The organism is Bacillus sp. B25(2016b) (assembly GCF_001679765.1).
GTDB classification, from domain to species: Bacteria; Bacillota; Bacilli; order Bacillales; family Bacillaceae_G; genus Bacillus_A; species Bacillus_A thuringiensis_K.
Window position 1 is genome coordinate 2,019,563 of record NZ_CP016285.1, and the last position, 22,399, is coordinate 2,041,961.

The following is a 22,399-nucleotide window of genomic DNA, read 5'->3' on the forward strand; positions in this document are numbered from 1 at the left end:
TTTGTTCTACCGCACTATACTTTCGGTAATAGAAAATGAAAACCTTTTAAAATATGGAAAGTTAATAATTTTGTAAGAATTAATGTAAGAAATTTTATTAATTAAGATTATTAAATTTACCATTTTTCATGTTATGATAAATTGCATATACGATTGAAAGAAGGTTTTCCTACATATGAAACATGCTGAAAATGAATACTTAAATTTATGCCGCCATGTAATGGAACATGGTACGAAGAAAGAAGACCGTACAGGGACAGGCACTGTATCTGTATTTGGATATCAAATGCGTTTTGATCTAAGTAAAGGTTTTCCTTTATTAACAACAAAGAGAGTACCGTTTCGCCTTGTAGCAAGTGAACTGCTTTGGTTTATGAAAGGTGATACAAATATTCGCTATTTATTGCAGCATAATAATAACATTTGGAATGAATGGGCGTTTAAGAGCTGGGTAGAAAGTGATGAGTATACTGGTCCTGACATGACTGATTTTGGTCTTCGCTCACAACAAGATGAAGAATTTAAAGTACAGTACGATGAGCAAATGGAATTGTTTAAAAAGAACGTTTTAGAAGATGATGAGTTCTCAAATAAATATGGTTATTTAGGAGACGTTTACGGTAAACAGTGGCGTGCTTGGAAAACGACAGCTGGTGAGACACTTGATCAATTAAAAGATGTAATTGAAATGATTAAAAAAACACCAGACTCACGTCGTTTAATCGTTTCTGCTTGGAATCCTGAAGACGTACCAAATATGGCATTACCCCCTTGTCATACATTATTCCAATTTTATGTAGCGGACGGAAAACTTTCTTGTCAGCTATATCAAAGAAGTGGTGACATATTCCTTGGAATTCCATTTAACATCGCAAGTTATTCACTACTAACACATTTAATTGCACATGAATGTGGTCTTGAAGTAGGAGAATTTGTTCATACAATTGGAGATGCACACATTTATACGAATCATTTTGAACAAGTAGAAAAGCAATTGGCACGTGAACCACGTCCATTCCCGAAACTTACATTAAATCCAGATGTGAAATCTGTTTTCGATTTTGAAATGGAAGATTTAACGATTGAAGGATACGATCCGCATCCAGCAATTAAAGCACCGGTTGCAGTATAATTGTAGAGGAGATGAAAAAATGATTGTTTCATTTATGGTCGCTATGGACGAAAATAGAGTAATTGGTAAAGATAATAATTTACCTTGGCGTTTACCGAGTGAATTACAATACGTGAAGAAAACAACGATGGGTCACCCGCTTGTTATGGGAAGAAAGAACTATGAAGCGATTGGTAGACCACTGCCTGGAAGACGTAATATTATTGTAACTCGTAATGAAGGGTATCATGTTGAAGGCTGTGAAGTTGTTCATTCTGTAGAAGAAGTGTTCGAACTATGTAAAAATGAAGAAGAGATTTTTATTTTTGGCGGAGCGCAAATTTACGATCTCTTTTTACCTTATGTAGACAAGTTGTATATAACAAAAATCCATCATGCATTTGAAGGAGATACATTCTTCCCAGAAATGGATATGACAAATTGGAAAGAGATTTTTGTAGAAAAAGGTTTAACGGATGAAAAAAACCCGTATACGTATTATTACCATGTATATGAGAAACAACAATAATAATAAAGATTGATGTGAGAATTCACGTCAATCTTTTTATTTATATTCACCAATATAAGTTTATAGATGAGATTCGATAGTGCTATAATGAGAGGTAGCATGTAAAAATGCTAAAATTTTCAAAAGTACTAATATAGAAAGAGGAGGAGAATCGATTGAGAAAGATATGGGGGATTCTTTTTCTTTGCTTAACATTCATGTTAGTTGGATGTGGTAAAGAAGAAAAACCACAAGAAGTGTTTGATACATATGTAAAAGCGTGGAATAAACAAAAATTTGCAGATATGTATGATCAACTATCAAAAAATGCAAAAAAAGATATTTCAAAGAAAGAGTTTACTGAAAAATATGAGAAAATTTATTCTGGTATCGAAGTGAAAGACTTAAAGGTAGAAACAGGGGAAGTAAAAGAAGATAAAAAAGATGAAGGCCCTGTTCCTTTTAAAGTAAGCATGGATACAGTTGGTGGTAAAATTACATTTGGTCATGAAGCAAAAATGGTGAAAGAAAAAGATGGAGATAAAGAATCTTGGAAAATAGATTGGACTCCTGATTTTATTTTCCCTGGCATGACGAAAGATAGTAAAGTGCGTATGCAGACAACACAGCCAAAACGTGGTGAAATATACGATCGTAATGGAAAAGGTCTTGCAAAGAATGGGAAAGCTTCTGAAATCGGATTGATTCCTGAAAAGTTAGGCGATACTGCTCCGCAAACGAAAGAAACAGTAGCGAAGTTGTTAAATATGTCTGTAGAAGAAATTGATCAAAAATTAGCTGCTAAATGGGTAAAACCAGGGTATCTCGTACCAATTGGAATTTTGCCTGAAGGGGCAACACAAAATACGTACATTGATTTACCAGGTGTTTCAACAAAACCTGTAAATGTTCGTACATATCCGTTAGGGGAAGCGGCAGCTCATCTGACTGGTTATATTGGAAAGGTAAATGCTGAAGATTTAAAAACGCTACAAAAGAAAGGCTATCAAGCTGATGATCCAGTTGGTAAAGCTGGTTTAGAGCAAGTATTAGAGGAAAAGCTACGCGGTAAAAAAGGTGGCCGTGTCTTTGTAGAAGATGCGCAAGGAAAAGAAATTAAAAACTTGGCAAAAACAGATGCTGTTGATGGAGAAAATGTAACTTTAACTATTGATAGTGTTGTTCAAGAAAAAACGTATAATGAAATGAAGGGCGAAGCTGGTTCAAGTGCAGCAATTAATCCGAAAAGTGGAGAAACAATTGCACTAGTAAGTAGTCCAGCATATGATCCTAATATAATTGCACGAGGGACATCAAAGGCACAACGCGAAGCGTGGAATAATGATCCGAAAAAACCAATGACAAATCGCTTTACACAATTGTCGGTACCAGGTTCTGTATTTAAACCTATTACAGCTGCAATTGGTCTTGAAACGAAAACGATTGATTCAAAAGAAGAGTTGAAAATTGAAGGATTAAAATGGACAAAAGATTCTTCTTGGGGTAATTACTATGTAACGCGTGTGAAAGATGCAAATCCGATTGATCTTGATAAGGCGATGAAATACTCGGATAATATTTACTTCGCACAAGAAGCTTTAAAAATCGGAAAAGACAAGTTTATGAGTGAAGCAAAAAAATTCGGATTCGATGAGAAACTACCAATTGAATATGGATTCCCTGCTTCTAAAATTGCAAATGACGGTATTAAAAATGATATTCAAATGGCAGATACAGGATATGGACAAGGACAAGTATTAATGACTCCTCTTCATTTAGCTTTAACGTATGCGCCAATTGTAAATGATGGAGCGATTCCGTCACCGTATATTATTAAAACAGATAAACAACCAAAAGCTTGGAAAGAAAATGTAATTTCTAAAGGAAATCAGGATATATTAAAAACTGCAATGACGAAAGTAATTAATGATCCAGATGGTACAGGGAAAATTGCTAAAATTGATGGCATGACTCTTGCTGGAAAAACAGGTACAGCGGAATTAAAAGTATCAAAAGAGGCCGAAGGAAAAGAACTAGGTTGGTTCGCTGCATTTGATTTAAATTCACCAGATGTGGTCATTACAATGATGATTGAAGATGTAAAAGGTAGAGGTGGAAGTAACATTCCAGCTGAAAAAGTAAAACATGTTTTTCAAAAATAATATGTAATAAAAGACTATCTCTATAATTTATAGAGATAGCCTTTTTGTGTGAGAAGTCTTAATATCTGTATACTAAATTTTAAAGAAACAAAATAAATCATTAACTTACGAAAAAAAAGTAGCTATTTTTTATTGACATCGATTGAAACTTTTTGTATCATACTTACATAAGGTAAGTTATTAACTTTCGAAAAATAAATCTTGAATTAAAGATAAAGAGAAAAAAGGGAGAGAATACAATGACAAAAGTACTATTTATTACAGCAAATCCAAATTCAGCAGAAGGTTCTTTCGGAATGGCAGTAGGGGAAGCTTTCATCGAAGCTTATAAAAACGAACATCCACAAGACGAAGTTGTAACAATTGATTTATTCAACACTACAGTACCAGCAATTGATGCAGATGTATTTGCTGCTTGGGGTAAATTTGCAGCAGGTGAAGGCTTTGAAGCTTTAACTGAAGTTCAACAACAAAAAGTAGCAGCAATGAACACAAACTTAGAAACATTTATGAATGCAGATCGTTATGTATTCGTAACTCCAATGTGGAACTTTAGCTATCCACCAGTAGTAAAAGCATACTTAGATAACGTAGCAATCGCAGGTAAAACATTCAAATATACTGAAAATGGTCCAGTCGGCTTATTAGAAGGTAAAAAAGCACTTCACATTCAAGCAACAGGTGGTGTATATTCTGAAGGAGCATACGCAGCTGTAGACTTCGGTCGCAATCATTTAAAAACTGTATTAGGATTTGTTGGTGTAAATGATACTGAATATATTGCAGTTGAAGGTATGAATGCAAACCCTGAAAAAGCACAAGAAATTAAAGAAGCCGCAATTGCTAATGCTCGTGAATTAGCAAAACGTTTCTAATATAGAATGCTTAAAAAGTCCAAACACTTGCTGTTTGGACTTTTTTTCTTCTTTTTCCTTCGTTTGTCTAGTATAATGAAGGTCGGAATGATAATAGGTGGGGGTTCTGTATGATTCAAACGTTTTTTAAAATCTTTTATTTAATTTTAATTGTAATTGCGATTACACCAAGAATGTGGCGTCTTAAAAGACAAGTAAATATGATGGCGCCAAAAGAAAAAGATAATGCTGTGTACAAAACGACAAATTGGTTTGGTAAGAAAATGGTACGTGTAGCTGGAGGGACAGTAGAAGTTAAAGGACTTGAAAATGTTCCGAAAGACAAGCCGGTACTAGTTGTAAGTAATCACCAAAGTAATATGGATATCCCTGTTTTACTAGGTTACTTAAATAAACCAATTGGATTCGTGTCAAAAGCAGAGATTAAAAAGTTCCCAGTTGTACCAACTTGGATGGAACTGATGAATTGTGTATTTATGGATCGTAGCGATCGTCGTCAATCTCTTAAAGCAATTAAAGATGGAATCGAACTATTAAAGAATGGACATTCTATCGTAATTTTCCCAGAAGGAACGAGAAGTAAGGGTGGGGAAGTTGGAGAGTTTAAGGCTGGTAGTTTCCATCTTGCAGTAAAGTCAGGTGTAGCAATTTTACCTGTAACGTTAGATGGTACATATAAGATGTTTGAAGCGAATGGAAATCGTATGAAGCCAGCTCATGCAATAGTAACAATTTCTAAGCCGATTACACCTGAAGATTATGCGAATATGGATATTAAAGAATTAACGAAGCATACACAGGAAGTTATCGCATCACAATTACATAAGTAATAAAAAAGGTTTCAGCTTATAGTAAGCTGAAACCTTTTTTATTATGCTGTAGGTAAGACATAAAAGAGTACACAGAAGAACATCATCGCACTACCACCTAAAACGAAAAGATGCCATATGGCATGGTTGAAAGGTAGCTTTTCCCAAAGGAAGAATATAGCTCCGACAGAATATAAAATTCCTCCTGCTAAAAGTAGTGAAAAACCATGTCCAGTTAGATTTTCATAAAGTGGTTTAATGGCAACGATTATGAGCCAGCCCATAATGATGTAACATAAAGTTGATGCCTTTATAAAGCGACGTACAAAGAAAATTTTGAAGATGATACCTCCGATTGCAAGTGTCCATATAATAGCAAGCAACGTCCATCCTAATGGCCCACGAAGTGTAATAAGTAGAAAAGGAGTATACGTGCCAGCAATTAATAAGTAAATGGCTGAATGATCTAAAATAGTAAATACTTTTTCTACTCTAGGATGATGAATGCTATGTAGCAACGTTGAAAACAAGTACAGTAAGAACATGCTTACACCATAAACAGTAAATGCAACTACAGCTGATGCGGTACCATGCTTTGAAGCATGAATAATCAATATGATTAAGGCAGGGATGCTTAAAATGGCACCGATACCATGTGTAATTGCATTTGCAATTTCTTCTTTTACAAATTGGGTCATTCGTGTCATTTTTTCAGTCATAATGCAAATCCTTTCTACTATCATAAAGTGAAACTTTAATCAGTGGGGGGCATCCCCCACTGATTATTAGTTGAACCAATCGGGCTTTTACGGGCAGTTGAGCCCCCACGTAACTTCTTGGCTTGCATTGAATTTTGAGGTGGTGGTTCTTACTGCCCGTTAAAGCGGGATAAAATAATATGTCATTTCCCTTACCATATCATACACAAGAGCAATAGAAAATGAAATTTGTATAATTGATTATATTTTTGAATTTTTTTGACAAAAGACAATGGATTTGTTGACGTTTTCAAACTTTTTTGACAAAATAAAATTATGTAATAGTAGGACAAGGAAACTACTAATAAAGGGGATGGGGAAATGTTTTCAAATATTGGCTTTCCAGGGTTAATTTTAATTTTAGTAGCAGTACTCATTTTATTTGGACCTAAAAAATTGCCGGAAATCGGGAAGGCTTTAGGGGAAACGTTAAAAGAGTTCAAAAAATCAACGAAAGAATTGACAGATGACGCATTTCAAGAAAAGGAAAAGAAAGAAAAAATGTAGTGTATTTTCCTTGTAATGGATAAATAAAGTGTGGTGAACGAGATGGAAGATCGGGAAATGAGCGTAGTAGAACATATTGTTGAGCTTCGAAAAAGAGTAATATATACGGTGTTATCCTTTGTACTATTTTTAATTATTGGATTTACTTTTACAAAGGATATTTATTTTTGGCTTGTAAAAGATTTACCAATGAAATTAACTGTTCTCGGTCCAAGTGATGTATTGTGGATTTTTTTCTCGATTGCTACAGTATTTGCTATCGTTTGTACAATTCCTTTTGCTGCTATACAAATTTGGTTATTTGTAAAACCAGGTTTACATCCAAATGAACAAAAGTTGACAATAATGTATATACCGGTATTGTCTATATTATTTATTGCAGGTTTATGCTTTGGATATTTCGTTGTAATGCCGTTTTTATTTCATTTTTTAACTACGATAGGTAATGAAATGTTTAATACGATGTTTACGACAGAAAAGTATTTTCATTTTGTTCTTAATTTAACAGTTCCATTTGCTGTAATTTTTGAATTGCCTGTAGTAGTAATGTTTTTAACGAGTATTGGACTATTGACGGCGGAACTTCTAATAAAAATAAGAAGGTATGCTTACGTAGCATTGATTATCATTGCGTCGTGTATATCACCGCCAGATTTTTTATCTCATAGTTTAGTTGCGGTACCGCTTATTTGTATTTATGAAATTAGTATTGCTTTATCAAAGATTGTTAGTAAGCGAAAAAAGAAAAGAGAAGAAGAAATTCAGTCGAAAAGTGCCTCGTTATAAAGGCACTTTTTTTATTTATTTGTTATACTCTAGCTATAAACGTATACAATATAGAGAAGAAAAAAAATATAGAATCTCCAAAATTTAGACAAACTTTGCGCTTTTATAAGTTTATACTAAATATATTAAGCAATATACGGATAACGAGTCCTCGTCTTATTAGAAATTTAGGATGAGGGATGGATTAGGTGGAGATGAATAGAGTATAAATCTTCTAACCATAAGGACTACAGAGATTGTCTAAGGATACTTTTGTATTCATGGGAGTCGCCACTTTAAACAACGTGTTACAAGCGTAAAGTAGAAGTTCAAAAATCCAATGAAAAAGAGGATTGATATTGTGATTACGAAAAGTTTTTATTTCACTCATTCAACAGGGGATTGTATTAAAATATTTGAAATCCCTGTCCTACAGGCACAGCATCCATTATCGTTTCTAATTCAGTCTCGTCTTCAATTATTTATTGCAAAAATTCAAAAACAAAAACACCCAAGATTTTCATATTCTTTCCGTGAATATTTACAAAAATGTTTGAAGTGGAATGATTATTTAAATGTATATAAAACAAATACCCTTGAAAAAAATGCATGATACGAAGTACGGACAGGGTTAGTAAACTCTGTCTTTTTCATTTTAGGTATGAAAATATAATTAATTTGATGAAATTTCGTTCCAAATTGTTGAAAGCAATGGGAATACTAGTATAATAACAAGGAGAGCGTATTGGAAAGGGAAGAAGTATAGTATGCAAAAAATTAAAATTGTAACAGATTCAACGGCAGATTTATCACAAGACGTAATCGAAAAATATGACATTCATGTTTTACCATTATCAATCTCTGTAAATGGACAAACATATTTAGATCGCGTTGATTTACAACCTGACGAATTTATTGAAGAAATGATTAAATCAGAGGAATTACCAAAAACATCACAACCAGCTATGGGTACATTTGTAGAAATGTATGACAAGCTAGGGGAAGATGGAAGCGAAGTCCTTTCTATCCATATGACAAGTGGAATGAGCGGTACTGTAGCAACTGCAAATAGCGCTGCATCAATGACCGATACAAAAGTAACAGTTGTTGATTCTCAATTTATTACACATGCTTTAGCATATCAAGTAATTGAAGCTGCAAAAATGGCAAATGACGGACGCTCACTAGAAGAAATTTTAAAACGTGTAGATGAAGTAAGAAAGAATACTCGTTTATATGTAGTAGTGGATACATTAGAAAACTTAGTGAAGGGTGGACGTATCGGTAAAGGAAAAGCGTTTATCGGTTCGCTACTTAATATAAAGCCAATTGCTAGTCTTGAAGACGGTGTTTATAATCCTGTAACGAAAGTTCGTAGCCAAGGCCAAATTGTAAAAACATTAGCTAAGTTATTTGAGCAAGATACGGCTGGAAAAGTTGTAAAAGCTGTTGCAATTCCGCATGCGAAAGCAATTCCTTTAGCTGAAAGTATGAAAGCGGCGGTTGAAAAAGTGAGTGGATTTGCTCAATCAGAAATTTTCTATACAACGCCTATTATTAGTACTCATACAGGTCCGGGCGCAATCGGATTTATGTATTTAGCAGAGTAATAAAAAAGCTACTTGAAAATATATTTCAAGTAGCTTTTTTATGTAAATAGAAAGTAAGAAATAAGAAGAGCTACACAGGCACTACCGCTAATGATATAGCGAGTCTGTAAATATTCATTCATAGAAAACACCCTTTATCCCGCTATTTGCGGACAGTAAAACTCTCTACCTCAAAATTAGCTGGAGCAAAGAGGTAAGGTAGCGGGCTGCCCGTAAAAGCTTGATTATTTGCCTTCACTATAGGATTTTCTATATTATATGTTGGATATAGAAAATCAGTCATTACGTTACACATGTAAAGTTTCAATTTTTTCGTTTATTTGCTTATCATTTGTTGCGTTACTATAAATAAAAGTTTGGCCTAAAAAGAGTACATGCAGTTGTTCCCATGGTAACATGCGCAAATTCCAATTATTTCGAAGTCTAGTTATTGCCTCGCGGGGTGTTTCATCGGCGAGTGCAAAAGCTCCGTAATGCATCGGTATAAAATGCGTAGCGTTTAAATCTAAATAAGCTTGCACGGCCTCTTCAGGTGAAACATGAGATACTTTCATAAACCATTCTGGTTCATAAGCGCCAATGGGCATAAGAGCAATATCAATTAAAAAGCGTTCACCAATTTCTTTGAAACCTTGGAAATAGCCACTGTCGCCACAAAAATATATGGTTTCCATATTCGTTTCATTATCAATAATCCATCCGCCCCAGTGAGACGTATTCATATCAAATAAGAATCTTCTTGTCCAGTGCTGAGCAGGTACGAAGTGAAAAGAAACTTCGTTAATTATCGTACTTTCCCACCATTTATACTCTTCTACATGTTTAAATTTCTTACGAGTAAATAATTTTTTTAATCCAATAGGTACAAGATATAGAACATCATCATTCAACTGACGAAGAGTTGAAAAATCTAAATGATCATAATGACCATGTGAAATAAGGACAATATCAATTTTAGGTAGTTCTTCTATAGAGAGTCCAGGTTCGGTAAGTCTTGGAACTAGCTTTAATTTATTAGCCCATACTGGATCTGTTAATATATTAAGTCCATTCGTTTGAATAAGAAAAGTGGAATGCCCAATCCATGTGACAGTCGTTTTTTCAACATTGCTTTGCAAAAATGCACTTTGTTTAACGGGTGATTGTTCTACTAAGAAAGAAAAATCTTTTTTGTTTTGCTTTCGTTCTTTACGCCAGCGTAAAAAAGAGCGAATTGATTTTTTTGTACTAACATTATCCATATTTTCATAGCGCTTTGCCATGAACATCACCTCATTTAAAATCGTTGTATTTGTATTGTACCGAAATGTTGTTAAGGAATACAGTGTAAAACATGGATTAATGTTTAAGGAATTGTTAAAAAATAGGGAGAGGTATTTACAAAAGTAACAATAAAATTAGTTTTATCAATTCTATTTAGAGAAATAATAGTAAAAAAATATATTTTGTCTAGTAATTCGCTTGAAATAAAGAAGTAACATGCGTAAAATCGTACGATTTCGTGAACAAATGTAGTAAACAATTTTCTCGTAGTGTTAACTTTTGTTATTATAAACATAACCTATTTAAATTTAGGATAGAGAAAAGAGGTTTATAAATGAAGCGTTATCAAAAAATAATTGGTCTTATGGTTGTATTTTGTCTCTTTGTACTTGCCGGATGTAGTGAATCAGGTTCAAAGCTTCGTAAACCATTAAATTGGGATTTAGAAACTTTCCAATTTACAAATCAAGATGGAAAGCAATTCGGTACAAAAGATTTAAAAGGGAAAGTTTGGGTTGCAGATTTTATGTTCACAAATTGTCAGACAGTTTGTCCGCCAATGACTGCAAATATGGCCAAGCTGCAAAAGATGGCAAAAGAAGAGAAATTAGACGTTCAGTTTGTTTCATTTAGTGTAGATCCAGACCTTGATAAGCCAGAAAATCTGAAAGCTTTTATTCAGAAGTTTACAGAGGATACTAGTAACTGGAATTTATTAACAGGGTATTCGTTAGAAGATATTACAAAGTTTTCAAAAGATAATTTCCAATCACTTGTAGATAAGCCGGAGAACGGTCAGGTCATACATGGTACATCATTTTATTTAATTGATCAAAACGGAAAAGTAATGAAAAAGTATAGTGGCATTAGTAATACGCCATATGAAGACATTATACGTGATATGAAGCGATTAGTGGATTAAAAATAAGGGTGCATAGCACCCTTATTTTTTTGCATTAGTCTATGGATAAAATGTCATGTTGCTGGGGAAGTTTCGGCGCTCGAATTTCTAATACGCCGTTTTGATAAGAAGCTTTTGCCGCTTTTTTATTAATTGAATACGGTAACTTAATCAATCTTGATGCTTCTGAAATGGAACGTTCTCGGCGATAATAGTTATGGGATGTTTGTTCTTCTTCCTCTTCAAGTATCTCTTCTTTTACAGAGACTTTTAAGTATTCACTTTGTATTTCAATTTGAATTTGTTCTTTTTGTATACCTGGTAGTTCAGCTGTAACAACGAGTTCTTCACCAACTTCATATAAATCTACAGGGAATGTTAATAAACGGTTTCCTTTTTGGAAAAAATGATTTAAATCAGCGATTACATTGCGAAGAGGTGTTTGCTCGAAGAAATCATCAATTTGCTTTAAGTAATTACGAACCGGTGGGCGAGAAGAATCTTTTTTTTCTTCACTCATGGTATTCCCTCCTAGAAATCAATTTGCAATATCATATGACAAAAGCGGAGAAAGGTGAGTGCCTAGTTTTCATGTTTTCATAAAAAATTGTTAAAAATGTGAAATGGAGTGATTTTTTTATAGTTTTTGGTCGCCATATTCAGTTGATTATGCTAGTATAAATAGGGTTGATATAGTAGTATAGAGACAGAATGAAAACTGAAAGAGGGTAAGAAGTATGTGTGGTTTTGTAGGATGTTTATGTGAAAACCCTAGAGAGTTTTCAGAAACAGAAAAACATCAATTTGAAAATATGAACACGATGATTTTCCACCGTGGTCCAGATGACGAAGGATATTTTCGTGATGAACATGTACAATTTGGCTTCCGCCGTTTAAGTATCATTGACTTAGAGGCAGGACATCAGCCGCTAACTTATGAAAATGATCGATATGTAATTATTTTTAATGGTGAAATTTACAACTATGTAGAATTACGTGAAATGTTACTTGAAAAAGGTGCAACGTTTGCAACACAATCTGATACAGAAGTTATCATTGCATTGTATGCACATATGAAAGAAAAATGTGTAGACTACCTTCGTGGTATGTTTGCATTTATGATTTGGGATCGTGAAGAAAAGAAACTTTTCGGTGCACGTGACCACTTCGGTATTAAACCTTTATACATCGCACAACAAGGTGATACTACATTCTTCGCATCTGAGAAGAAAAGTATTATGCATGTGATGGAAGATAAAGGAGTTAATCCAACGTCACTACAACATTACTTTACGTACCAATATGGTCCAGAGCCAGAAACGTTAACAATTGATGTTAATAAAATCGAGCCTGGTCATTATTTCGTAAAAGAAATCGGTAAAGAGATGGAAATCCATCGCTACTGGAAACCTTATTTCAATGCTTCAAGTGCAACGAAAGAGGAGCATATCCAAGCGATTCGTGATGTGTTATATGATTCAGTAAAAGTGCATATGCGTAGTGATGTACCAGTAGGTTCATTCTTATCTGGTGGTATCGATTCATCTATCATCGCTTCTATCGCAAGAGAAATGAATCCAAATCTTTTAACATTCTCTGTTGGTTTTGAGCAACGTGGTTTCAGTGAAGTTGATGTTGCGAAAGAAACTGCTGAGAAATTAGGCGTTAAAAACCATAACGTATTCATTTCAGCGAAAGAATTTATGGATGAGTTCCCAAAAATCATTTGGCATATGGATGATCCTTTAGCTGATCCAGCAGCTGTACCATTGTACTTCGTTGCGAAAGAAGCACGTAAACATGTAACAGTTGTTCTTTCAGGTGAAGGCGCAGACGAGCTATTTGGTGGTTATAACATTTACCGTGAGCCAAACTCACTAAAAATGTTCTCTTACATTCCTAGCCCAGGTAAGAGCGTTCTAAAAGCATTAAGTGGTGCTCTTAAAGAAGGGTTTAAAGGTAAGAGCTTCCTAGAGCGTGGATGTACACCAATTGAAGAGCGTTACTATGGGAATGCTAAAATCTTCCGTGAAGAAGAAAAAGCTGAATTAATGAAGTATTACAATGAAAGTGTTAACTATATGGATATCACGAAACCATTGTATAATGAGATTAAAGATTATGATGATGTAAGTAAAATGCAGTACATTGACATGTTCACATGGTTACGCGGTGACATTTTATTAAAAGCTGATAAAATGACAATGGCAAACTCATTAGAACTTCGTGTACCGTTCTTAGATAAAGAAGTATTCGATGTTGCATCTAAAATTCCAACTGAATTTAAGATTGCTAACGGAACTACGAAAGCTATTTTACGTGAAGCAGCACGCGGAATCGTTCCAGATCACGTATTAGATCGTAAAAAACTTGGATTCCCAGTACCAATTCGTCACTGGTTAAAAGACGAAATGCATGATTGGGCTATAAATATTATAAACGAAAGTAAGACAGAGCATTTAATCGACAAACAGTATGTATTAAACTTACTGGAAGCACATTGTGCAGATAAAGGCGATTATAGCCGTAAAATTTGGACTGTACTTGCGTTTATGGTATGGCACCAAATTTATGTTGAGCATAAATACGATACGAATAAGTTCCATGAAGAAACAAAACGTGCGTATAGCTTAGTTTAAATAGAAAAACCTTAAGATCGCATACGGTCTTAAGGTTTTTTTCATAAATAGGAAGTATTATTGATACAATAATAGTAAAAGGATGGACAACATATGATTACGTTTGAGAAAGTTACTGTAGAAAATGAAAGCGTTGTTAAAGAAATGTTTAAATCGCATAGTTTAGGTGAGAAAAAGGTACAGTACTGTGTAAAAGTTGATGATACATATATTGGTGTAATAGATTATAGTGTACAAGAGGAACAGGCTGTTTTATCACAGCTAATTATTCATTTTGATTACCAAGGTTACGGTTATGGTACAAATACGTATTTTACATTTGAAGAAATGATGAAACAAAGAAATGTGAAAGAAATAAAAGTGCTACAAGAGAAATTAACAGAAAAGGCGAAGTCTTTCATAGAGAGTTTTGGTTTTGCTTCAGAAGATGAAGAGTATGTAAAGAAAATATAACGATGATTATTTATGCGATACAATAAACATAAGGCAGGTGGATGTATGACGATGACTTCTGGTCTTGTATTAATTGGAGGGTGCTTTATAGTAGCAGAATTATGTCATATAATCATTCGGAAAAGAATGAGTAAGAAAAAAAAGCCGTATGAATTACAATACGTCTCTGTCTTTTTCATTATGTTTTGTATGCTTAGTACATTACAAAATCTAATGAACTTTCCACCACTTTTAAATGTTTTTTTAAAGTTCGGTTTACTTTATAGTGGTGTTGGAATAGCACTTTTATTTATTTTATTTTGCATACGTTATGTTCACTATCAATCGTATATATTTATTTTAAATTGGTTAAAGCAAGATGATAGAAACCGCCTTACATAAGGCGGTTTTTTTATTTGCAATTGTAACAGAACTTGTACATTTCACATAAAATAGGACGAGTAGAAATGCAAACATATTACAAGAAAGGGGCGGGGCAATAAAATGAAACTTGTTATAGACGCAGGGCACGGTGGATATGATTCTGGTGCTGTTGGTAATGGTTTAGTAGAAAAAAACTTAACACTTCAAATTGCTAGACGCGTTCGAGACATTTTAACGGTAAATTACCCAATTACAATTAAAATGACACGTGATAGTGATGTGTTTATTTCTTTATCGGAACGTGCTAATATTGCTAATGCTTTCAGTGCGGATTATTTTATTTCATTTCATATTAATAGCGGCGGGGGTACAGGTTTTGAAAGTTATATTTATAATGCGTTATCCAATACCAGCACTGCATATGCAAAGCAACAAAAAATGCATACAGCTGTCAATCCTGTATTAACAAAATACGGTCTTCGTGATCGAGGAGCAAAAAAAGAAAATTATGCGGTATTAAGAGAAACCACAATGGATGCAATTTTAACTGAGACTGCTTTTATTGATACAGCGTTTGATGCAAATTTATTAAAAAATCCACAATTTATTGAAGATCTAAGTCAAGCGTATGCAAATGGAATAGCAGCTATTTTTGGAGTAGATCCAAATCCACAACCGACACCTCAAACGAAGGGAATCGCTTATATTCTTGGGAAAAATGTAAATTTAAGAAGTGGTCCATCAACTACATCTGCAGTTATCCGCAAATTAAATTCTCCAGAATCTTATTTAGTATATATAAATGAAAATGGTTGGTTAAACCTTGGTGGAAATCAGTGGGTATATAATGACCCAGCATATATTAAATATACTCAATATTAGGAATTAAAATGATAATGCAATATGGATGCGTATTCTTGTTATGTATAACAAGAATACGCATTTTAATAACAACATTTATTTTCATACTTATGCACTATGTTTTAAAAAGAAACATTAGAAAAGCGGATAGAATCTAAATAGTATATATTAAAAAAGTTTTCTGATATACATTGACAATGTATGTAACATCCATTAATCTTTAATTGTTAATGATAATCGATTTCATCTAGGGAGGACATATGATACATACTAAAAAACTAATTATGTTCTGCATTACGATACTCATGGTTGTAATTGCAGGATGTAGTAAAGAAGAGAAAAAAGAAAATAATATATCAGCGAAAGCAAAAGATTCATATACGATAAAGCATGCAATGGGTGAAACGATAGTAAATGGTACACCTAAAAAAGTTGTTGTTTTAACAAATGAAGGCGCAGAGGCTCTCCTAGCTGTGGGCGTAACGCCAGTGGGGACTACGAAACCACGTGCTGGTGATGAATGGTATCCTCATATAGCGAAAGAGTTAAAAAACACGGAAGTTGTAGGAACTGAACGTGATATTAATTTAGAGGCTGTAATGAAGCTTAAGCCAGATTTAATTATCGGAAATAAAATGCGTCATGAAAAAATATATGATCAGCTAAAAGAAATCGCACCAACTGTTTATGCAGAAACATTACGCGGTGATTGGAAAGAAAACTTTACACTTTATACAAAAGCTGTAAATAAAGAAAAAGAAGGGCAGAAAGCTCTTGATGATTATAAAAAACGTATTGAAGGAATGAAAGAGAAGTTAGGCGATAATTTGAATTCTAAAGTTTCTATTATTCGTTTCGTACCAGGTGACGTTCGTATTTATCAAAAAAACTCATTCTCGGGCGTTGTTTTAAATGATATTGGATTTAAACGACCACCATTACAAGATAAAGATGATTTTGCGATAAAAGGAATTACAAAAGAGCAAATTCCAAATATGGACGGAGACTACTTATTCTATTTCACGTCTGATAAAGATGCAGATAAGAATAATGAAGGAAATTCGTTAGCAAAGGAATGGATAGAAGATCCACTCTTTAAGCAACTACAGGCTTCTAAAAATAATAAAGTATTCCAAGTAGACGAGGTAATCTGGAATACAGCAGGCGGTATTAAAGCTGCGAACCTTATGTTAGATGATATTGAAAAATATTTCCTTAAATAAATGATAAAATACATCACTTTTACGAAGTGATGTATTTTTTGTTTGTGAAAATACAGAAAATTCCTTCTTTCAGGGTGTCATAAGTTGTACAATAAAATCAATCATGTGATAAAGGAGTGGGGAAGAATGAAAGCTACTCATAAAGATTGGATCTTGTTTAATGGGAGAATGATTAATACGAAGGAAGAACAGCCGATGGTCGCATTAGAAGAGCGAGGCTTCCAATTTGGTGATGGGATTTATGAAGTATTTAGACTATACGACGGCAAGCCTCATTTATTAGATTTACATTTGAAAAGATTCTTTAACTCTATGGCAGAAATAAAACTAATTCCACCATTTACGAAGGAAGAATTAGTAGAAGAGTTATATCAAATGATTGAAAAAAATCAATTTCAAGAAGATGGGAATGTATATTTACAAATATCAAGAGGTGCACAACCGCGCAATCATGTATATGAATCAGATTTACAACCGACATATTTTGCAAATCTTGTTTCGTTCCCAAGACCAGTTGCTTCAATGGAGGCAGGGATTAAGGTGACAGTAGAAGAGGACATCAGGTGGAAGTTTTGCCATATTAAATCTTTAAATTTGCTTCCTAATATCATGATCAAAAACAAAATAAATGAACAAGGTTATCAAGAAGCAATATTAGTACGAGATGGTATTGTGACTGAAGGATGTCATTCCAATTTCTTTATCGTGAAGAATAATAAGTTAATTACACATCCAGCGGATCATTTCATTTTACATGGTATTACACGTCACTACGTAATTACATTAGCGAAAGAGTTACATATCGATGTAGAGGAACGAGAGTTTTCATTACAAGAAGTATATGACGCTGAGGAGTGCTTCTTTACAGCGACGCCACTTGAAATATTCCCAGTCGTTCAAATTGGTGATGAACAGTTCGAGGCTGGTGAAAGAGGACCAATTACGAAAAAACTACAAGCTGCATACGAAGAGAGTATTCGTTTGTTTAAAGTGACAAATTAATCATGAAGAAAAAAGCTGGTATTCTTCCGGCTTTTTTTCATGATATAATTCAAGCATAGGACAAGTTTTGAAAACGCTGTAAAAAGGGGATTTAATATATGAATTATGAAGATTTTAAAGAAGTAATTCACGGAAGACGAAGTGTTAGAAAGTTTACAGATCAAGAAGTATCTACTAATGATATAAAAGAAATAATTGATTGTGCTCGTTACGCACCGAGTGATACCAATTCACAAACGTGGGAATTCTTAGTTATCATGAATCGAGAGAAGATTAAAGAAATTGAACAAATGACATGGGATGCATTACATAAACTTGCGGCAAAAGCAGCAGAAAATGGAGAAGAGAAAGCAGGGAAATTACTTACACGTTCTTTCGGACCATATGCAACAGCTTTCTCGGAGGCACCAGTATTAATCGTATGTTTGGCAACACCATATGAATCAAAGTTCCGTGAAAAGATATTTGATCCAATTGCTTTTGTTCCAAATTCAGTTTGGGAAGAAGAAGGCATTAAGAGTAGTTGTTTAGCGGCACAAAACTTAATGTTAGCTGCACATGCAAAGGGGCTTGGTACTTGTCCAATGACAGGGCCAGTATTGCTAGCTCAAGATGAACTGCGCCAATATTTACAAATTGAGCTTGAAAAACAAATAAATATGGTTATTTCACTCGGATTTCCGAAAGATAAACCGAAGAAACTTCCAAGAAAAGAAGTAGATGAGATTACAACGTTTGTTTTTTAATTGCTGTATAGAAAAGACATTGAACTAACAATGTCTTTTTATTTTTGAGGGTATGTAATTCATATGTTGGGCTAAAATGATAGATAAGAGGAAATTACTATTTATTTCATAAAAAAAATTAATGTTCTATTAAGGAAAGTATGATACATTAATCGTGAGCAAGATTCTATTTGTTCATGAAAGTGTTGAAAGTAGTCTCAAAATTTAAAAGTTATTTTTGTATAATAAATTATAATGAAGTTACAGGGGGGATGAATTTTGAAAAAATTCATAATCACTGGATTGTCTGTATTGTTATTAGTTGGTTGCGGTGCTCCACAGGAAAAAGAGGACGCGCAATCAAAACAGGAAGAACAAGTTGTAAACGCAAGTGATGAGAATATGGTTGAATTTCCTGAAGGAGCAATGTCAATTGGAGAAGGGAAAGTAAAAGTTATTACTCCAGATGGTACTTCAGAAAACGGCAATATACCGACTGTATTCATCAAAAAGGATACGTTAATTCAGCAAGTTGAATTAGAACTTTCTAATTTTCAAAGTGATAAAGAAACATTCGTATTTGTAGATCAAATGTATACGGATAAACATCAAGTAACTAGTACAACGCAGACAACAGTGCAGTTAAAAGAAAAAACGCTGGAAACAGGTAGTCATACAATTACTGCAGTTCAGTATGAAAACAATGACCCGAAAGGAAAGGTTATTAGTTTTAATCAAGCAACATTTGAGACAAAACCAGCGTCTTAATATGAATAAAAAGTACATTACTCAAAAAGTAGTGTGCTTTTTTGTTTGGACTAGAGTGTGCAAGAGTGAATAACTTATTTCATTTTCTAATACGATTAAATAGGAAGTAATCACTTGTTACTACTATGACAGAGAAAGAGGTTGAAGATGTGAATCGGTGTATTCGTATCATTTTGATTAGCCTAATGATGGCAGTAATTTGGTTTACGATACAAGAGATGATTCAAGCTACGCTCAATTATCAAATTCATGACTTGTTAATAGGAGCTATTTGTTTTACCATTGTTTATCTATTATATGATAAACTCGGACTAAGGTAAGTTTCAGAAGAAAAATGTAGGTATTTCATTTAAAATGTCGAATAGTACACATGATGTCGTAATAACAAATTTTCTATTGTTTACTGTGAAACAGAAGAAGGAGAGATGGTGGTTATGAAACGAGCTCTTATTAATATTGATTATACATATGATTTTGTAGCGAAAAAAGGTGCTTTAACTTGCGGAAAACCAGGACAGGAAATTGAGAAGGAAATTGTACATATAACGAAGCAATATATTGAAAATGGAGATTACGTTGTCTTTGCTATTGATAAACATGAAGAAAATGATGTATATCATCCAGAATCAAAGTTATTCCCGTCTCATAATATAGCTGGTACAAGTGGAAGAGATTTGTTTGGTGAATTACAAGATGTGTACGAAACATATAAAAATGCAGAGAATGTATATTACATGGATAAAACACGGTATAGTGCATTTGCTGGAACGGATTTAGAGATGAAGCTAAGAGAAAGAGGAATTGAAGAGGTTCATCTTGTAGGGGTATGTACTGATATTTGTGTTCTTCATACAGCAGTAGATGCGTATAATAAAGGGTTTAAAATTGTTGTTTATGAAAAGGCAGTTGCATCTTTTAATGCGCAAGGACATGAATTTGCACTTGGACATTTTAAATCTTGTTTACATGCAGAAGTGAAATAAAAAAAAGGCCTTTAAAAAGGTCTCTTTTATTTGTCCTTGTTCATTGAAAACAGCTACCGCAACGCCTAATAAATTGAGTGGTCTTGATCCGACAACTTTTCTAAGTTCTTCAATATATCCCATTGTATGTAACCTCCGTAAGAAAAAATAAGAGCAAATAAACTATTCGTTATTATGTAAATATATTCCTCTTTATAAGGGGAGAGATGACATATAACTTATTTGTGTTATTTGGTAAAATATACATCAAAAAAGGTCAAACAAAATCTTTGACCTTTTTTGACCAAGTGTTATAATAAAGGCAGAAAGAGATAATCTTTCATTCATAAATAATAAGGAGGAAAAAATATGCGTAATTTATTTCCAGAGATAACAAAACGTCAAAATGGTATTTTTGATTTTGGGCCTTCTTTATTAGAAGGGATGACAGATGCTTTCTTTAAGCCACTGAACATGGATACTTTTAAAGTAGATGTTCATGAGCAATCTGATAAATATACTGTGAAAGCAGATTTACCAGGTTTTCAAAAAGAAAACATTCAAGTTGATTTTGAACAAGATGTATTAACGATTCAAGCAACTAACCATAATGAAGTAGAAGAAAAAAATGAGAATGGCACATATATTCGTAAAGAACGTTCTATAGGTTCTGTAACTCGACGCTTTAGTTTTAAACAAGTTGAGGCAGAAAATGTTAGAGCAAATTATAAAGATGGCGTATTGACAATTGAATTACCAAAATTGAAAGAAGAAAAAAACAGTAAGACAACAATTAATATCGAATAAAAGAGCTGATGAGTTCAGCTCTTTTTTGTACTTAGTTAATAAATAAATTAATTGAAATCTTAATGAGTAGAATAAAGTTGTAATATTAAAAAAAATCACTATTAGCTCCCTTTAGATTATTAAAAAGGGTATATTTAAAGGGAAAGGAAAAAGAACAGCTAGACATACTGTTTAAAGTGAATTAGTAATAGAGTCAAAATACATAGTAAGGGTAGTGGCATTTAAGATTAGGATAATAGATTTTTCTAGAACAAACTTAGGCGATTACGAATTTTTTAATTAGTAAGGAAGTGGTTAAATGAGCTTATTAACGCATACTGAAGAATTTTTTAATTATGTAAGAGAGTTTTTACTTTTAAGATTTTTACTATTTGCTTTAGTTTTAATCATTATTTCTTTTGTAATAAACCGTATTATTGATTGGTTTTTTAGGAAATCAAGCTTTTTTGATGAAGAGGTAGAGCAGACGATTCAAAGTGTAATTCGATCTATTTTTAGATATATCATTATCATCAGTCTTATCATATATTTAATTAGCCAATTTGTAGATATAAAAAGTATTATTGCAGGTGCAGGGATAGCTGGAGTTGTCATCGGTTTTGCTGCACAACAGATGCTAAAAGATGTTATATTAGGCTTTGCAAGATTAGCGGACAAAGAGTTTCGGGTTGGTGATTTTGTAACTTTTAACGGAACAAATTCAGGAACTATTGAAGAGATTAGTATTCGTTTTATGCAAATTCGTGAATGGTCAGGAAAACTACTTACCATCCCGCACGGAGAGATTAGAACGATACAAAATTTTAATAAAGGATGGATGCGTGTAATTGAACGCATCACGGTAAGTTATCAGGAAGATCCAACAAGAGTGAAGGAATTATTAGAAGAAGTATGTGTTATATGCAATGAAAAATTGAATCAAACTCTTTATAGAGTAGAGGATGAGGCTGTTGAACCATTTAAATACGTCGGTGTTACAGACTTAAATCCTAACTTGAAATATGTTGGGTATGAATTTTGTATTACAGGTTTAATAAAGCCAGAAGATTATTTTGAAACTTCTAGACAAGTAAGATTTGAATTAATGTCTATGTTCCATAAAAATCAAGTGCAAATGCCAGCAGCGAATATGGTTGTTACTACTGAAGGCTTACAGCATATCCATGGTGGACAATCTTTATCGGACAGCTAAAGTAGAATCATTTGTTAACAAAAATTTTGCTTCCAACATTGGATAGAATAACAATAATAAAATGATTGATATAAAGAAAGGGCTGAAGGAATTCGGTTCTTTTTTTATTTATAGAATTTAGAAATTTCTTAATGT

Annotated in this window: 25 protein-coding genes and 1 pseudogene; 22 read left to right on the forward strand and 4 right to left on the reverse strand. The window is 33.4% G+C overall.

The window, feature by feature from the left end:
- The first annotated feature begins 175 nt into the window (after positions 1-175).
- From BAQ53_RS10410 to BAQ53_RS10430, 5 genes are all read left to right on the forward strand, one after another.
- Positions 176-1,132 carry a thymidylate synthase gene (locus tag BAQ53_RS10410; protein ID WP_000679607.1) on the forward strand — a complete coding sequence of 319 codons (957 nt, stop codon included), beginning with the start codon at positions 176-178 and terminating at the stop codon, positions 1,130-1,132.
- Between the two features lie 19 nt (positions 1,133-1,151).
- On the forward strand, positions 1,152-1,640 hold the full coding sequence (locus BAQ53_RS10415) for a dihydrofolate reductase (RefSeq protein ID WP_000637212.1): 489 nt from the start codon (positions 1,152-1,154) through the stop codon (positions 1,638-1,640).
- A 155-nt stretch (positions 1,641-1,795) separates the two neighbouring features.
- Positions 1,796-3,781 (forward strand): penicillin-binding protein 3, encoded by a 1,986-nt coding sequence (gene pbpC, locus BAQ53_RS10420; protein WP_208906836.1) that lies wholly within the window; start codon positions 1,796-1,798, stop codon positions 3,779-3,781.
- 239 nt (positions 3,782-4,020) lie between these two features.
- On the forward strand, positions 4,021-4,656 hold the full coding sequence (locus tag BAQ53_RS10425; RefSeq protein ID WP_000170025.1) for an FMN-dependent NADH-azoreductase: 636 nt from the start codon (positions 4,021-4,023) through the stop codon (positions 4,654-4,656).
- A gap of 110 nt (positions 4,657-4,766) precedes the next feature.
- A complete protein-coding gene (locus tag BAQ53_RS10430) occupies positions 4,767-5,486 on the forward strand; it encodes a lysophospholipid acyltransferase family protein (protein ID WP_000616574.1) in 720 nt (239 codons plus the stop codon).
- 41 nt (positions 5,487-5,527) lie between these two features.
- Here the strand turns inward: BAQ53_RS10430 and trhA are convergent, their stop codons facing one another.
- Positions 5,528-6,184, reverse strand: coding sequence for a PAQR family membrane homeostasis protein TrhA (gene trhA / locus BAQ53_RS10435; protein WP_002163996.1), 657 nt, complete (start codon positions 6,182-6,184; stop codon positions 5,528-5,530).
- Between the two features lie 360 nt (positions 6,185-6,544).
- Between trhA and BAQ53_RS10440 the strand changes: the two genes are divergently transcribed.
- The 4 genes from BAQ53_RS10440 (at position 6,545) to BAQ53_RS10455 (ending at position 9,105) form a co-directional block, all read left to right on the forward strand.
- Positions 6,545-6,730 carry a twin-arginine translocase TatA/TatE family subunit gene (locus tag BAQ53_RS10440; RefSeq protein ID WP_000492443.1) on the forward strand — a complete coding sequence of 62 codons (186 nt, stop codon included), beginning with the start codon at positions 6,545-6,547 and terminating at the stop codon, positions 6,728-6,730.
- Between the two features lie 42 nt (positions 6,731-6,772).
- Positions 6,773-7,516 (forward strand): twin-arginine translocase subunit TatC, encoded by a 744-nt coding sequence (tatC, locus tag BAQ53_RS10445; protein WP_000390118.1) that lies wholly within the window; start codon positions 6,773-6,775, stop codon positions 7,514-7,516.
- Positions 7,517-7,856: 340 nt separating this feature from the next.
- Positions 7,857-8,108: a DUF2535 family protein gene (locus BAQ53_RS10450; protein WP_000629011.1), complete on the forward strand. Its 252-nt coding sequence runs from the start codon at positions 7,857-7,859 to the stop codon at positions 8,106-8,108.
- 154 nt (positions 8,109-8,262) lie between these two features.
- A complete protein-coding gene (locus BAQ53_RS10455) occupies positions 8,263-9,105 on the forward strand; it encodes a DegV family protein (protein WP_001169470.1) in 843 nt (280 codons plus the stop codon).
- 287 nt (positions 9,106-9,392) lie between these two features.
- On the opposite strand, the gene BAQ53_RS10460 is transcribed toward BAQ53_RS10455, so the two are convergent.
- Positions 9,393-10,367 carry an MBL fold metallo-hydrolase gene (locus tag BAQ53_RS10460; RefSeq protein ID WP_001129635.1) on the reverse strand — a complete coding sequence of 325 codons (975 nt, stop codon included), beginning with the start codon at positions 10,365-10,367 and terminating at the stop codon, positions 9,393-9,395.
- Positions 10,368-10,702: 335 nt separating this feature from the next.
- Here BAQ53_RS10460 and BAQ53_RS10465 point away from each other — a divergent pair, with 335 nt between their 5' ends.
- The gene (locus tag BAQ53_RS10465) at positions 10,703-11,290 is read left to right on the forward strand and encodes an SCO family protein (RefSeq protein WP_000833333.1); all 588 of its coding nucleotides are present in this window, start codon (positions 10,703-10,705) and stop codon (positions 11,288-11,290) included.
- Between the two features lie 34 nt (positions 11,291-11,324).
- Here BAQ53_RS10465 and BAQ53_RS10470 read toward each other — a convergent pair whose 3' ends face one another.
- Positions 11,325-11,789 carry an Hsp20/alpha crystallin family protein gene (locus tag BAQ53_RS10470; protein ID WP_001288085.1) on the reverse strand — a complete coding sequence of 155 codons (465 nt, stop codon included), beginning with the start codon at positions 11,787-11,789 and terminating at the stop codon, positions 11,325-11,327.
- Positions 11,790-12,006: 217 nt separating this feature from the next.
- Between BAQ53_RS10470 and asnB the strand changes: the two genes are divergently transcribed.
- The 10 genes and pseudogenes from asnB (at position 12,007) to BAQ53_RS10520 (ending at position 20,286) form a co-directional block, all read left to right on the forward strand.
- Entirely contained in the window at positions 12,007-13,908 is a 1,902-nt protein-coding gene (gene asnB, locus BAQ53_RS10475; protein WP_000333816.1) for an asparagine synthase (glutamine-hydrolyzing), read from the forward strand.
- Between the two features lie 93 nt (positions 13,909-14,001).
- On the forward strand, positions 14,002-14,361 hold the full coding sequence (locus BAQ53_RS10480) for a GNAT family N-acetyltransferase (RefSeq protein WP_000627518.1): 360 nt from the start codon (positions 14,002-14,004) through the stop codon (positions 14,359-14,361).
- Between the two features lie 51 nt (positions 14,362-14,412).
- Complete coding sequence (locus tag BAQ53_RS10485) at positions 14,413-14,742, forward strand: hypothetical protein (protein WP_000200462.1); 330 nt, start codon at positions 14,413-14,415, stop codon at positions 14,740-14,742.
- Between the two features lie 102 nt (positions 14,743-14,844).
- A pseudogene (locus BAQ53_RS10490) lies at positions 14,845-15,600 on the forward strand (N-acetylmuramoyl-L-alanine amidase); the annotation flags it as partial.
- A 245-nt stretch (positions 15,601-15,845) separates the two neighbouring features.
- A complete protein-coding gene (locus BAQ53_RS10495) occupies positions 15,846-16,808 on the forward strand; it encodes an ABC transporter substrate-binding protein (RefSeq protein WP_000581996.1) in 963 nt (320 codons plus the stop codon).
- Positions 16,809-16,934: 126 nt separating this feature from the next.
- A complete protein-coding gene (dat, locus tag BAQ53_RS10500) occupies positions 16,935-17,810 on the forward strand; it encodes a D-amino-acid transaminase (protein ID WP_000648388.1) in 876 nt (291 codons plus the stop codon).
- Positions 17,811-17,908: 98 nt separating this feature from the next.
- Positions 17,909-18,556 carry a nitroreductase family protein gene (locus BAQ53_RS10505; protein WP_001105286.1) on the forward strand — a complete coding sequence of 216 codons (648 nt, stop codon included), beginning with the start codon at positions 17,909-17,911 and terminating at the stop codon, positions 18,554-18,556.
- A gap of 258 nt (positions 18,557-18,814) precedes the next feature.
- Entirely contained in the window at positions 18,815-19,303 is a 489-nt protein-coding gene (locus BAQ53_RS10510; RefSeq protein WP_000713492.1) for a putative periplasmic lipoprotein, read from the forward strand.
- Between the two features lie 125 nt (positions 19,304-19,428).
- Positions 19,429-19,623: a hypothetical protein gene (locus BAQ53_RS10515; protein WP_000136532.1), complete on the forward strand. Its 195-nt coding sequence runs from the start codon at positions 19,429-19,431 to the stop codon at positions 19,621-19,623.
- A gap of 114 nt (positions 19,624-19,737) precedes the next feature.
- Positions 19,738-20,286, forward strand: a complete 549-nt coding sequence (locus BAQ53_RS10520; RefSeq protein WP_000816794.1) for a cysteine hydrolase family protein — start codon at positions 19,738-19,740, stop codon at positions 20,284-20,286.
- On the opposite strand, the gene BAQ53_RS10525 is transcribed toward BAQ53_RS10520, so the two are convergent.
- Complete coding sequence (locus BAQ53_RS10525; protein ID WP_002163998.1) at positions 20,266-20,409, reverse strand: hypothetical protein; 144 nt, start codon at positions 20,407-20,409, stop codon at positions 20,266-20,268. The two genes, BAQ53_RS10520 and BAQ53_RS10525, sit on opposite strands and share 21 nt — an antisense overlap.
- 225 nt (positions 20,410-20,634) lie before the next feature.
- Between BAQ53_RS10525 and BAQ53_RS10530 the strand changes: the two genes are divergently transcribed.
- Together BAQ53_RS10530 and BAQ53_RS10535 are read left to right on the forward strand one after the other, a co-directional pair.
- Positions 20,635-21,072, forward strand: coding sequence for an Hsp20/alpha crystallin family protein (locus BAQ53_RS10530; protein WP_001245051.1), 438 nt, complete (start codon positions 20,635-20,637; stop codon positions 21,070-21,072).
- A 298-nt stretch (positions 21,073-21,370) separates the two neighbouring features.
- A complete protein-coding gene (locus BAQ53_RS10535) occupies positions 21,371-22,264 on the forward strand; it encodes a mechanosensitive ion channel family protein (protein WP_000055370.1) in 894 nt (297 codons plus the stop codon).
- The last annotated feature ends 135 nt before the right edge of the window (positions 22,265-22,399 follow it).